Below are 13667 nucleotides of genomic sequence, written 5' to 3' on the forward strand. Positions count from 1 at the left end.
TTCTTCACCTACTTCCATAAGAAAGGAGGATACTCATCTAGATCATTTCGCAAATAACGTGCTAACAATAATGCTTGTGCATGCGGAACAAGTCCCCAAGATATCTTCTCCCCTAAATAAGGATGCGTAATTTGCTCCTGTTTCCTTTCTTGCCATGCTGCAAGGAACTTCTTTCTAGCACTATCCGTCAACAAAACAGCACCATTTTCTTTCTTCACCAAATCATCCTTGCTCACAGCCTTCTTATTGATCAAAGACAATACAAATCGGTCAGCCATCACGCCACGAAGTTCTTCCATCACATCAAGAGCAAGCGATGCTCGGCCCGGCCTATCGCGATGCATAAACCCTACATAAGCATCCAAGCCTACACCTTCAAGTGCGGCCGCAACATCATTCGCTAATAAGGAATATGCAAACGATAATAACGCATTTACATTATCCAGCGGCGGCCGTCGAGACCGGACCTGATAATAGAAGTCGTCTTTCTGCTGTAAAATCATATCATTCAACAATCGGTTATACGTTGCCGCCGCTTGTCCTTCCAGACCCCTTAATCGAGATAAATCCTCACACTTTCGTACCTCTTGCATTAGTGCCGTTAATTGTTGTGAAGCGGTTTTGAATCTTTCTACTTCGATTCTCATCGGATAATCGCGCGTCATCCTCTCAATTATCCATTTATGATTGTATAGTTTCCCCACGATAAAATTCCGTGCAATGATCGCTGATTGCATCTCATCTGCAGAAATCGCATACTGCTTCTTGCGAAGCACCACATTTCCATTGCTCTTACCGATGACTCTTGCCAGAAACCTTCCGGTGATTGTGTAGAAGACGATAGAAATATTGCGTTCTGCGCAGTATCCCATCAACGCCGGACTAGCTCCTGTATAACCGAACGAAACAATCGACTGCAGATTATGAAGTGGGACTCTTCCGAGTCGCTCATCGTCTTTCAGAACGACAACATTGTCTCCGTCTAACGATAAATAGACGTCCGATTGAGTAATATATAGCGTATTGAGCAATTTCTTCATTCGTTTATTTTCCCTTCAACATAGCTTCGAACGGTCCGCTTGTTCATAAGCTCAGGCAAACAAATCGGTTGAAGAGAACAACTGCGACAGGCTGGACTGCTCTTCACTCGGGGAGTATGTCTACGGTTGTACAGGTCTAGCATCTCAGCAAATATCGTTCTCACTCTATATTTCAAATCTGCTGTCAATTGCACTTCGATTCGATGTCTGATTTCATGATAGTAGATAAACCCGACATCCACGTTGCAAAGCAGCATTTCCTCTAGGCAAATCGCCTGCGCGGTTAGTTGCATCACATCCTCGTCCTGCTTCTTAGGTTTGCCTCGCTTATACTCAACCGGATACGGAGTATACTTATCATCCGCCCCATTGATAACAACGCCATCCTCGCTACGAACAAACTCTACCACATCACATATGCCCGATATTTGCAGACTTTCAGACTTCACAGGCATCGCACGAACAATAAGCTTGTCTCCGCGTTTTTCTCGAAGGAACGGCTGATCCGCTTTATTATGCAAATAGTCGCCTTCAATGGTCCTCACATTGTCAGCCCACTGTTGCTCAATATGAATAAGTGCCCATTGCCGCTTGCAAAACTGATAGTGCTGAATACCGGAAAGCATCAAATAATCGTCATCTTCATTAACGACCATCGAATATCGTGACTTTCAATCCATCAAGCGGCTCAACGCTAAAGGTATAATCTTCGTACTGTTTAGCTTCATCCGTGTTTTTTGTAATTTTAAGAGAGCGATGGACTTTGGCGGAGGAATATTGGCCAAGCTTGGAGCTATGCTCCCACCAATAGACTTGGTGAACTTCCATGCTGCCTTCCGGACGAGCCGAAGATGCATCATTCTCGAACAACGAGACGAGAGCCTGTTTAATCAGTTCCGCATCTGCACCCGAGAATCCGGTTTTCTCTGCTAATTGCGTGTTAATGCTTCCATAAAATACGAATACACCTGAATCAACACGATGCTTCATGCCCATCGTATCCGATCCTCTCGATGCGCCTGGCTCTGAATTGACACTCTTCGTAATCTGCGTGCTCGTAATATCGATCGGATCAAGGCTCGTCGCCGTATGTATCGATACCGGCCCTCTTACGCCAACCGATACGCCTGAACCTTTACTATCTGACTTGAATGCGAATACTTGGCCGAAGCTGCGCACATCGATCCACTCCCGGCATGCGATGCTGGCGAATTCGTCGCTGGAGCCATTTTTCGACTTCAATATTTTTTCCAATTCCGCATTGGCATCCGCACGTTCCCTTAAGCTTCCATATGTATCCGATTTGCGATCGTTGGATTGAACGAAGATGGATTCTCCCATGTCCTGAAGACGATTACGAATCTTGCGTTTTAGTGCCACGTCCGAAATTTCCCCGTAGCCATCGTAGTTTTGCCGCGGACGATTGCCATTGAGGGGGTCTCCATTCGGATTAGCCTTCGATACAGACAGAACAACAGCAAAATCAATTTTATGATCTAATATCGTCATACCCGATCTCTCCCTTAAGATTGAATTGGCTCTTCGGCCGAGTCACTATCATCCTTGCCGCTGTTGCTACCATTGTTTTTCTTCTTCTGGTATAGCTCATGACGCTGGCTATAAAAACCTAATAAATACAAGCCCGATAACGGTTTATCATTGAACTGCTCAGGCAATATGCGAGAGCCGATCTCGTCAATGATTTTAGACCAGCGGGTAGCTTCTGTTCCAAGCTTCATTTGATAGGGCTGCAAACAAGCCTGTATTATTGTCCAAGTTCGAGCCGGATGCTTGGGGAACATGTTCATATACCGAATTGCATTGCTCGCTCGGGTCTCATCGCCCAGAGCCCGTCTCTCCAGAACGTCCGCTACAGCCAACAGACGTCCAAACAAATAGCTGCGGTCATTGTTGTCATGATCTAACGCCACACCTAATCCCTCCTCACGTTTGTTCAATAAAGCACATGCTATACCTAGCGTTTTCTCCCACTCCCACTTATCCAGCGCGATCGGATTCGATGCGCGACGAGTGAGACTAGTGACGATATCTTCCGGAACGTTCCGCCCGTCGACAATGCAAGGCAACATGCGTTCCATGAGTCCTTTAATAACCTCGTTGCTTGCGTTAGGCCCGTAAGCCGCGTAAGCGATATCCTTCGTGGCGGGAGCACCATAAAATAATACCGGCTTACCTTGTTCATCCTTACGATAGCGGTGTAACCATACACATGTAGAATGCCATTCGATCAGCTTGTCCAAGTACAGCTCCAAATTCATATTCCGGTAATAGAGCACCGCCATCCGCCCGGTCGTGGCCGAATCGAGAACAAGAACGTTCGCCTTCGCATGAGCAGAATCCGCAATTCGGCTACGATAGCCTTCAAGCGCCTTAGCGTACTCTCTTGCAAGCTCTCGTTTGGTATACGATACTCGCCGTTCGTTCTCTACCGCCCCGTCAGGATCGAGTGAATACGAATCCTCATTAGGACCCGGTACGTCGATCACATCGTTCCCCCATATTAGAAACACTCGACCATCAATGATTTTGCCTTGACGATTAATAAGCCATTTCAATGCATTGTGGGCTTTCTGGGACACTTCGTAGCTAATTCGAGCGACATCGTTGCTGTCCTTGAATCGGCCCCGATACGTGAACCCGCTGGAATCGTTAGCCGATATTAGCTTGGCTTTGTCCCCGGCATTACGAATCTTGTTCGCATGCTTGTCCGTTGCAGGAACCATTGTTCCCGTGACATAACAGATATCTTCTTCCCCCAGCTTCCTGCTGTAAAATTGGATGAAAGAGTTGTACATTTCCTTGTCTTCCCACACCTTTGTTGCAACCCCGTTCAGGTCGTACACGGTAAACCTTACAAACGCGCTTGTTTGGTCCGCGCTGACAACCGAGAAGATAGCAGGCTTTGCCCCCGATTTCGTCCATTTGTTCAGCAATCGCTGTTGCTCGTCCAGATGAAGAACGTTATCGTTTACGAGATCCCGTATCAAACTACCTTTCTTAAGATAACGATAAATGCTTCTGACCTTGTCCTCCGCATAGGGAGAGTTAGCCCATTCCTCAAGCTGACTGATATAATGTGGGAACGGTTCTTCCTTCTTAATCTCCCCGCCGAAAGCTGCATAATCACCGGCAACGTAGCTAAGCTTATCGTGCAGAGGGTAAGGTGCGATCTTCGATCCCGCCCGGCTCGCGGAGTCTTCCGTACATGGGATCAGCGTATTGGCTTCATTCTTATCCTCGATAACCGAAGCCGAATGATACTGCCCATCTTCTGTTATGTATACTTCTATGTGTGCAGTTTGTGTAGTGTGAGAGACAGGGAGCAGCGTATACTCCTGATCGTTATGCTTTTTCTCGATCTTCCCGACAAGATCCAGGTTTGCTTCATACGTTTCGTACAGATTCAACAACCAGCTCATGGATTCCCCCCCTCTTCCAACTGCATGAACAGATCTTCAACCGATTGAACATTGGTATGGTCAAAATGCTTCGGTGCCATCTCTGAAATGATTCGAACCTGCGGACATTTCTCCGGACAAATAAACTCGATGACGCCATTTTTCATAACTGGCCTCCATAAACGAACTTCGAGCTGATTTCTCCCTGTTTCGTCGGGATAATTCAACCCATGTACCATGTTGCCGAAGTGAATTTCACCTTCGTAGTTGTCGTAAAATCCTGCGCCTTCACCAAATACACAGGGCTCCACGTACGCCTGGCATTCCCTTGCCCCGAGGAAAATGTCTCTTCGCCCGCCTGCCTTGAGCGAACGCTGCATGATGCTATAGTGCTTATTTTCGTTCCGGTCGTGGGCCAAATCAGGTCGATTATGGTTGAAAACGAAATGACCCTTTACTTGATAACGAGGGGAGCGCAAATAAGTGTAATTAGCTAGAGTATTTCCACCTCCGTAATCCATCGGCCGGATGCCTTTCGACTCCATTCGGATCGGATTCATAATGCGGACCGCATCCACAACCATGATGAGAGTCGGCTTCCAGTAAACGCTTTCAAGAATACCTTTCAGCGCCTGGTATGTCGGAACCTGATAGGAAAGCTTCTCTCCTCCGAGCTTCGTGAGCGGATCAGTAAAGAGCGCGTATTCACCATAAACCTCGAATTCTATTGCATTTCTCATCGTCTCACCCCCTATCCTTAATTGTAAAATATTACTTCCTAATCTTACATCATCCAATTGAATGCGGTCAATAGTTTTTCTTATTTGAAACATTATATGAACTACACAAAATAATCACAGTTTTAATTAACAGTTTCTTCAATGGTGTGATATATTTAAGGTCGCTGGTTTATCTGGCGTGGATTGAAAGATATAGTGTTTGAAATCAAATAATGGAGAGAAGCCTATCTGCTCGCAGATAGGCTTCTGTTCTTTACTAATACATACTTAAGTCGAATCGGCTGTCATTATTAAGGTTTAACCCGAACTCGTTGCTATATGCCGATTCCGTCAACACTAGTATTTTACCGTTCGATAAGCAGGTGATTCCGCCATTCCGATCGAGTTGTTCGCGTTCATATCGAAACAGATTGATCGTATACTGCTGTGCTTGACGCAGCAGCCGGGTCAAATCGTCTACTGCTTCTGCCCCGTTCAATTCGGCAATCAGCTCTTTCCCCTTGTCGCCATATGGAACAAGCACCGCTGTTGTGGCGCTATCAATCACTTCAAAGTACTCCGCAGCTGTACGATAACTATTCAACAAGAATAATGGCAGCCTTTGCCCATCGTATCGTTGCAAATAGCCATTGAAGTATTCATTCTGCCTTGGTGCGGCAGTCAACAGTTGCGTTATATCGATTTCCAAACTGCGAACAAAATAGTTCAGGCTTGTTTTAAACTCAGCGTAGAACCTCTTAAAGTATAGTTCCATCGCAGATGCGGACAATAGGTTCCCGTCATGCAGCTTCTCATTCTGCTTCATATCCCGCAAAATTTGCTTCGCTAGTTTCTTGCCGGCTTGAATCTCACGAAGATGCTTTAAATTCTCTCCCTCATGATCGATCACATAAACCTTCTGTGGTATTTCGTATTTACCGTGACGATTGCATCGCCCAGCAGCTTGTGCGATCGAATCCAGTCCAGCGAGCGACCGAATCACGCAATCGAAGCTTACATCAACTCCCGCCTCGATTAGCTGTGTACTAATGCACACCACTCGCTCTTCCCGATCTAGATGACCGCGTATTTGCCCCAAAATATCGGAACGGTGAGCGGCACACATGGACGTGCTCAAGTGATAAGTCGGAACTTGGCAATCCTCCAGCAGACGGTATAGCTCCTTCACCACGCTCTTCGTATTTAATACGACAAGAATACTGCGAACCTCATCCAGTTTGTTTAAGACAAACGCTGCAAGCTCGTTCGAATTGAACGTTTCATCCGATGCCCGGTCGACGATCTCCACTCGTTTGAATGCATTAATTATCGAATCCAGATCAGCTATTATCTCGGCATCGCTTGCCTTATGCAGCTTATATTCCACCGATTCCAATGCTGGCTGCGTTGCTGTACACAAAATCAAACTGGACTTGCAATATGTTGTCAAAAAGTTGAGTGCAAGATTAAATAAAGACACACAAGAAACAGGGACCTTCTGAACCTCGTCGAAAATAATGACCGCTTCACTCAAATTATGAAGCCTGCGGATGTTTCGGCTCCCTTTTGCATAGAACACGTTCAGGAACTGAACCATCGTCGTAAATATGATAGGCGAATCCCAATTATCTCTCGCCAACTTCAACTTCATCTTCTTATCGATCAAGCCGTCCTCGTACTCGTCGTCATCCCTCTCGTCATCAATGACGTTCGAATGATGCTCCAGGATATATTCGGGATGCTCCGCATCCATTAAAATATTGCGTATTACTTCTGCATTCTGCTCAATGATTGTCGTATACGGAACTACATAAATGATCCTTTTCTTGCCCTTGTCAATTGCATGCTTGAGTCCATATCTTAAACTCGCTAATGTTTTGCCCCCGCCGGTCGGAATAGACAGGGTGTAGATTCCCGATGACTTGTACGCGAATTTGTCGCACTGATCGGACATTTGCCGTCGGAGAACGTTAATTGGTTTATTGGCATCATTCGCCGGAAAGGCATTAATGTGATTCATAAGTTTGTTGTAATAGCTCCGAATCAGTTCCTCATAATGAAGGGGAGGTTCGACTGGTCTATTTTGTTCAAACTGTCTGGTGTTCGTCCGGTCGGCATCAATCAATGCACTGAACACATATTTCGTCAGAAACATCATTTTGACTTCACCGCTCTCGGTGGAAGCCTTCCAATATCGATCCAATTCAGCTGTCGATTGCGAGACGTACTCATTCAAGCTTGCTTCGCTCATCACGCGCTCGAAAAAACATTGCTTCGCATGTTCATAACCCGGCAGTTGTTCATTGGTTACGCGTTTTAAGTAAGGGGATTCTAAATCTGGGCTGAGAAAATCTTGAAGATAGGAGTGGTGGGATAAAATCGCGTTACCTACGATTTCAGCTACAAGACCATGCAATCTGTCTGGCGGGCTCGAATGTAACCATTCGTAAAGCAGCTTTCCACCCGCGGTTGAGTGGTCGACGCTTCCCCTTTTTGGCGGGGCTGTCGGATTATTTACGGCTTCTCTTATGTAAGTTTGAAATTCATTAGTGAATTTGCCCATATCATGAAGTATTCCGGCAAGACCAGCAAGATGTTTAACTCCTATCTTCTCGCCGAACGTTTCAGCTAACGCTTGGACTCCAATCAAATGCTCTTCAACTGACTGCTCAATTCCGTCGTTTTCGCGCACATGAGCCACATAATTCATTCTAGCCCCCCATTCATATTCGTTCTAGAGCGAGCTTAAATCATTCTACATCACCTACAGATGCCAGCGAACAGCTGTTCCTTAATGTATTTCTACTGATCTAGTAACTTCACCTTTCTATTTTTGTCACGGTTTCGAAACCTATTTGCATATTTGATGTCGCTGACGGACAAGGTTACGAAAATGAAGCGCACGTGGTGCAATTCCAAAACCTATCCGATCAACCTCATTGCCACTCGATCCAAGACAAGGTAGGACGGTGAGAAGGGGCAATCCGCTCACCCGCACGGGGTGCGACGACGTGAAATTTGATGGGATGGACAAGCTAGTGCGATTTCAATCCACGCACCCACACGGGGTGCGACTGATGGGATTACTTCGCTCGTGATCCACTTTCGATTTCAATCCACGCACCCACACGGGGTGCGACTCCGATCCACCATCTGACCATGTGCCAGAACATCGATTTCAATCCACGCACCCACACGAGGTGCGACATGTGCTGGCATGCACAACACGATCCGGCCGAGTATTTCAATCCACGCACCCACACGGGTGCGACCTGACCAATACCATTCGGCATCACCTCTTACATATTTCAATCCACGCACCCACACGGGGTGCGACATCAAATTGCGCTCGATAACGGAGCGCCTTGTGATATCAATCCACGCACCCACACGGGGTGCGACAGGCGGATCATCTTTTCATCGAGATCGTACAAGGCATTTCAATCCACGCACCCACACATGGTGCGACTTTTTTTGGACGGCGTGTTGATTACGAATACGGCATTTCAATCCACGCACCCACACATGGTGCGACGTATGTAGAACAGGCACGGGCGAGAGATAATTTCAATCCATGCACCCACACGGGGTGCGACACGGGTCGATTCTCGTCCAATAACCCGAACCTGCAATTTCAATCCACGCAACCACACGGGGTGCGACTCATTGTTACAGTTCGGTTCAAAAAAATGACCATATTTCAATCCACGCACCCACACGGGGTGCGACTAATGTCGTTGTGGATGTTGGTTACGGGGACCGTATTTCAATCCACGCACCCACACGGGGTGCGACGACATGCCAGCCGTTGCGCATATGTACGTTGACAATTTCAATCCACGCACCCACACGGGGTGCGACCGGATGTAACGATGCAAGTTCGCAGCAGCTCGTTCATTTCAATCCACGCACCCACACGGGGTGCGACTCGAGGGTAGCTCGGACGAACGCGGTGGCGGAAAGATTTCAATCCACGCACCCACACGGGGTTCGACGCCTGCGTTGCGCTTGCGGCTGTTCGCTCTAGGCCATTTCAATCCACGCACCCACACGGGGTTCGACCATTGAGATGATCGAGGACCAGCACGACGAGTTATTTCAATCCACGCACCCACACGGGGTTCGACGACGAGGCAGCTCATACGAGGGTATCGCAGGTTCATTTCAATCCACGCACCCACACGGGGTTCGACTCCGTATGATGCTTATGAATTCGAGATTACGAATATTTCAATCCACGCACCCACACGGGGTTCGACATTCCGCGCCTATGCTGGCATTACATTTACGGGGATTTCAATCCACGCACCCACACGGGGTTCGACGGTCAGCGCCACCCGTGACACCCCCTATATACAATTTCAATCCACGCACCCACACGGGGTTCGACCCTAAAACATCGAAACAAGTCCCGTTTATCTACAAATTTCAATCCACGCACCCACACGGGGTTCGACAAATTGGGATTAAGCATTAATACAGGAGTTGTTTATTTCAATCCACGCACCCACACGGGGTTCGACGGTTGTCGGCTACAACATTCAACCGATTCGCGATATTTCAATCCACGCACCCACACGGGGTTCGACAACGATTTTAGCCAATATAGGCTCTAAAATCGTTCATTTCTACTCAAATACAGTCTAAATCAGTTGAGAATCGTCTTTTCTCGTGACCTGGTTCGAAACAAAAGGAATATTTTAGCTGATTTATTGGTGCGAATGCCCTCAGGAGAGTATGTGAGCTTCACATTCGCACCGCCGATTCGCACTCCATATTAACGACTCAACATATCAAGTAAATCGTTCGAATCAATCCTCTATCATTGTATATCTAGAGCAAAATCATGACAATCATGAGCTCGACTTTGATTTCAGCTTTCCTTTGCGATTCCCAACGTCTTTTGTGCTACAATAAGGAAAGCTTGTCTTTCACACTGGATGACGAAAGGATTGCGCATACCAATGGTTGTATTTCACTGGATTCTGTTCATCGGCATCATCGTGACATCGGTGCTGTCCGTTGTGAACAGCATCAAATCCCGCCGTGCAACGGCGGCGAATGATCGCGGCATCTACTCCGCACAGATGAATATTTATATGGGGATTATGCTGGTGCTGATCGCCCTTAGTCAAATGCTGATGTACAATGGCTCGACGGTGCTCGTCATCGTAGGCGCTGTGTTTATGGTGCTCGGCCTGTTTAACCTGTTCGCAGGCATCCGCAACCGGAGCTTCTATGTCGCCCGCAAGCAGCAGGTATCCCGGGAAGTTTCTTAATCAATACGAACGCCTCCAAACCGCTAACCCAGCGGTTTGGAGGCGTTTTTCTTGCGGCATAGGATAATAGCAATCGAGAGACGAAGTAACGGCTTACGGTTACAATTCACCCCAATAAACTTCGGTTTCATATTCGAACGGCACCTGGCCGTCCTGCTCATTCCGAGCAAAGATCGCTTGCAGTTCTTGCATCATCGGCTCGTAAGCCGGGTCCCCGGGCAGCGGAATATACGAGGACGATTTCATTCGCCCGCAAAGCCCGTCGAAATCGAACGATTGCCCGTACACGAACCGTGCCTCCTGCATAGGCTCGGGGTGATAGAAGGCCGCGAGATCCGCCGGCGAAATATTTTTATGCTTGAGCTTGTGGTAGTCTACGCCATAGCGATGAAGCAGTTGGTCATATTCCTCCCGGAACGGCGTTCCCTCCGTCAATCTGGAATTCCAGATCAGGACGGCCTTGCCGCCCGGTCTTAGAATCCGCCGAAATTCTTGGCGGGCCGCAACCCGGTCGAACCAGTGGAACGCCTGGGCGCATACGATAAAGTCGACAGACTGATCGGCCAATTCCGTCTGTTCCGCCGTTCCGGGAACGGCACGGTACCCGGCCTGCCCTCCGAGCTCCAGCAGTGCGCTCTCCCTCATTTCCTTGTTCGGTTCGACGGCCATGATGCTGCTGCCTCGATCCAGAAGCAGCTTCGAGAACTTCCCGGTTCCCGCTCCGATATCGGCAATGACGGAAGACGTGCTGAATCCGACCTTATCATATAAGAAATCTATCGCTTCCGCCGGATAACTCGGACGATATTTGACGTACATATCGACCCGGTCGGAAAAACGCTTTGTGTTGTCCATATGTGATCGCTCCTCTTCCATTATTAGATAAGCCATCTCGATTCCCCGCAGATCCCCGTTTGTACTTAAGCCCGTGCATCATGCCGATGCGTCAAGCTAGCGCGCCCATCACGGATCAATCGTCTGCATCGTCAGCATCGCCTTCGCGGCGAGGCCGCGGCCATCGGACACCTCGACCTCGAGCTTGGACAGCATGCGGCCGATCTCAAGCGCGCGCGGCACAATGACAATATCGCTGTCGATCTGCACCGGGCGTATAAAATAGGTCGTCAAGCTTTCGAACACGTAATCGTGCTTACCGACGATCCGGACGAACCGGCGGGCTGCTTCGGTCATCAGCGCAGCGAGCACGCCCTCGGATACGGTACCGAGCGGACCCGACATCTGAGGCATAATCCTGCCTGTATACCGGTATTCGTATGTATCGGTTCCTTCATCCGCCGACTGCTGCTCGAAGCCGTCCCACATCAAATCATCGAACGTTTGCCCCGTCTCCTGCTGCTTGCCGGCATAGCGCATGGCATCAAGAACATCCTTGCGGCTGACGACGCCCAGCAGCTTCCGGTGGCGGTCTACAACCGGCAGCAGATCGATGCCTTCACTCGCCATCGTATGCGCGGCCGACGTAACGGCAATGTTCGGCGCGACCGTTATCGGATTGCGCGTCATCAGCCTTTCCACCGGCTGCTCTTCGGACGAATCGATCGCATCTTTGCCGGTCATCATGCCCGCTACCCGTCCGCGATCGTCGACGACCGGGAAGCGGAACAAGCCCGTCAATGCGACAAGCCGGTGGTAATCGGCTGCCGTATCGGACGGTTTCAGCACTTGCGCAGGCTTGGTCATGGCAACAATATCTTCGACGAGCATAATTTTACGTTTAATAAGCCGGTCGTACATCGCCCGGTTGATCATCGAGGCGACGGTAAACGTATCGTAACGGGAGACGATAATGGGCAGCGACTGTTCGTCCGCCAGCTTCTTCATATCGTCGCTCGGTGCGAAGCCGCCGGTGACCAGGACGCCCGCTCCTTGCTCCATTGCGCAGCGATGAGCGCTTTCCCGGTTGCCGACGATGAGCAAGCTTCCTTCATCGATATACCGGATCATCGCATCGAGCTCCATGGCGCCGATGACAAACTTGTGCAGCGCCTTGTCCAGTCCGCTCTCTCCGCCGTGCACTTGCCCTTCTACCATCTCCGCGACTTCCCCGAATGTCAGTTGGATAGCCGTGCCGCGGCTTCGCTTCTCGATGCGTACCGTTCCGATCCGCTCCCGCGTACTCACGATCCCTGCCGCCTCGGCATCCTTGATCGCTTTATAGGCGGTGCCTTCGCTGACGCCTAGCGATTTCGCCAGCGCGCGCACCGATATTTTGGAGCCGACATCCAGCTTCTCGATCGCGGACAAAATTTGTTCATGCTTCGTTGTCGCGGCGCCAGACTCGATGCCGGTTCCACCGTTGTTCGTCATGCTCGATTCCTCCCGTTAAGATCGTGCTGTCCGCAGCATGCCGTCACGGCATACAAAAAGCCCGCTGTCGGATGTGTGCCGGCATCGGGCTCCTGCTTATTGCTTCGAACGGCGGTAACGGTCAGCAGCGGTTGCCGGCTGCTGAAGCCGGCGTTCCCACGAGGCCCTTCGTTCGCGCTTAATCTGCGCCAACTGCCGCCTCGCAGCTTCATTCACACCGAACAGCATATACAGCTGAGCGCTAATGATGACGAGCGCTAAAGCTAACCAGACAACGCCGAATACCGTTACAAACGTCCAGCTCTGCTCGAATTCGATACGAGGCAGAGCATACAGCACCATTGCCAATGCGACAGCCAAATATAGGACGTGACGAAATTTACCGGTCATGAATCGATCATCCTCCCCGCTTCGGAAGACAGCCCAAACGACAGCAGCTGCCGGGGCTTTGTTCGCCCCTTGTCCCTATTAGCGTATGCGGAAGCTTGGTTCATTAGACCGGACGATCATTGTTCGTTGCCATAGCCATTGCCATTATTCCAAGACAGACTTGAGTCCTTCACCAATAATCCGGTTAATGTCGTCGAACAGAATGGCGAACCGGCGTTCCGCTTCGAAATATTGATTGATTAGCGGATTAAGAGCAATGAGCTCATACAATTTATTCATTTTCTCCAATTCTTCCGGTGTCGGTTCTTCACCAAGCATCATACGGTGTTGAAGATCATGCTGCCGTTCAAGGAAATCGCCGAGCATCCTGCTCGCATCTGCCTCGCCTTCCACTGCCGCTTTCGCTGCTGTAAGAGACTGCGCCTCCGCGCTGTCGCGAAGCGACTTCGCCAGCTCATATGCCTTGTCGTATACGTTCATCTCGATCCGCTC

At 49.2% G+C, this 13667-nt stretch carries 11 protein-coding genes and 1 CRISPR repeat array; of the genes, 1 reads left to right on the top strand and 10 read right to left on the bottom strand.

All coding sequences use genetic code 11. The annotated features are described in order from the left end of the window. Positions 1–8: 8 nt before the first annotated feature. The 6 genes from cas1c to cas3 form a co-directional block, all read right to left on the bottom strand. Positions 9–1040: a type I-C CRISPR-associated endonuclease Cas1c gene (gene cas1c, locus PKO01S_RS09685; protein WP_127531137.1), complete on the bottom strand. Its 1032-nt coding sequence runs from the start codon at positions 1038–1040 to the stop codon at positions 9–11. After that, positions 1037–1696, bottom strand: coding sequence for a CRISPR-associated protein Cas4 (cas4, locus tag PKO01S_RS09690; RefSeq protein ID WP_127531138.1), 660 nt, complete (start codon positions 1694–1696; stop codon positions 1037–1039). The genes cas1c and cas4 overlap by 4 nt, the downstream gene beginning before the upstream one ends. Further along, entirely contained in the window at positions 1686–2549 is an 864-nt protein-coding gene (cas7c, locus tag PKO01S_RS09695; RefSeq protein WP_127531139.1) for a type I-C CRISPR-associated protein Cas7/Csd2, read from the bottom strand. The genes cas4 and cas7c overlap by 11 nt, the downstream gene beginning before the upstream one ends. A 14-nt stretch (positions 2550–2563) precedes the next feature. Then, the gene (cas8c, locus tag PKO01S_RS09700) at positions 2564–4480 is read right to left on the bottom strand and encodes a type I-C CRISPR-associated protein Cas8c/Csd1 (RefSeq protein ID WP_127531140.1); all 1917 of its coding nucleotides are present in this window, start codon (positions 4478–4480) and stop codon (positions 2564–2566) included. Next, positions 4477–5199 (bottom strand): type I-C CRISPR-associated protein Cas5c, encoded by a 723-nt coding sequence (gene cas5c, locus PKO01S_RS09705; protein ID WP_127531141.1) that lies wholly within the window; start codon positions 5197–5199, stop codon positions 4477–4479. The genes cas8c and cas5c overlap by 4 nt, the downstream gene beginning before the upstream one ends. A 256-nt stretch (positions 5200–5455) precedes the next feature. Further along, positions 5456–7888 carry a CRISPR-associated helicase Cas3' gene (gene cas3 / locus PKO01S_RS09710; protein WP_127531142.1) on the bottom strand — a complete coding sequence of 811 codons (2433 nt, stop codon included), beginning with the start codon at positions 7886–7888 and terminating at the stop codon, positions 5456–5458. A gap of 333 nt (positions 7889–8221) precedes the next feature. Continuing rightward, a CRISPR array of direct repeats spans positions 8222–9767; the repeat unit is 32 nt; unit sequence ATTTCAATCCACGCACCCACACGGGGTTCGAC. Positions 9768–10142: 375 nt separating this feature from the next. Between cas3 and PKO01S_RS09715 the strand changes: the two genes are divergently transcribed. Next, positions 10143–10457 carry a YtpI family protein gene (locus tag PKO01S_RS09715; protein WP_127531143.1) on the top strand — a complete coding sequence of 105 codons (315 nt, stop codon included), beginning with the start codon at positions 10143–10145 and terminating at the stop codon, positions 10455–10457. 99 nt (positions 10458–10556) lie between these two features. Here the strand turns inward: PKO01S_RS09715 and PKO01S_RS09720 are convergent, their stop codons facing one another. The 4 genes from PKO01S_RS09720 to PKO01S_RS09735 all read right to left on the bottom strand — a co-directional run bounded on the left by PKO01S_RS09720 (position 10557) and on the right by PKO01S_RS09735 (position 13655). After that, positions 10557–11312 carry a class I SAM-dependent methyltransferase gene (locus PKO01S_RS09720; protein WP_127531144.1) on the bottom strand — a complete coding sequence of 252 codons (756 nt, stop codon included), beginning with the start codon at positions 11310–11312 and terminating at the stop codon, positions 10557–10559. A gap of 108 nt (positions 11313–11420) precedes the next feature. Next, a complete protein-coding gene (locus tag PKO01S_RS09725; RefSeq protein WP_127531145.1) occupies positions 11421–12785 on the bottom strand; it encodes a DRTGG domain-containing protein in 1365 nt (454 codons plus the stop codon). A gap of 96 nt (positions 12786–12881) precedes the next feature. Continuing rightward, positions 12882–13175 carry a hypothetical protein gene (locus PKO01S_RS09730; RefSeq protein WP_127531146.1) on the bottom strand — a complete coding sequence of 98 codons (294 nt, stop codon included), beginning with the start codon at positions 13173–13175 and terminating at the stop codon, positions 12882–12884. Between the two features lie 144 nt (positions 13176–13319). Further along, on the bottom strand, positions 13320–13655 hold the full coding sequence (locus PKO01S_RS09735; protein ID WP_127531147.1) for a YlbF family regulator: 336 nt from the start codon (positions 13653–13655) through the stop codon (positions 13320–13322). Positions 13656–13667: the final 12 nt, after the last annotated feature.

The sequence above is a fragment of the Paenibacillus kobensis NBRC 15729 genome, from assembly GCF_004000825.1.
Lineage (GTDB): Bacteria > Bacillota > Bacilli > Paenibacillales > Paenibacillaceae > Paenibacillus_T > Paenibacillus_T kobensis.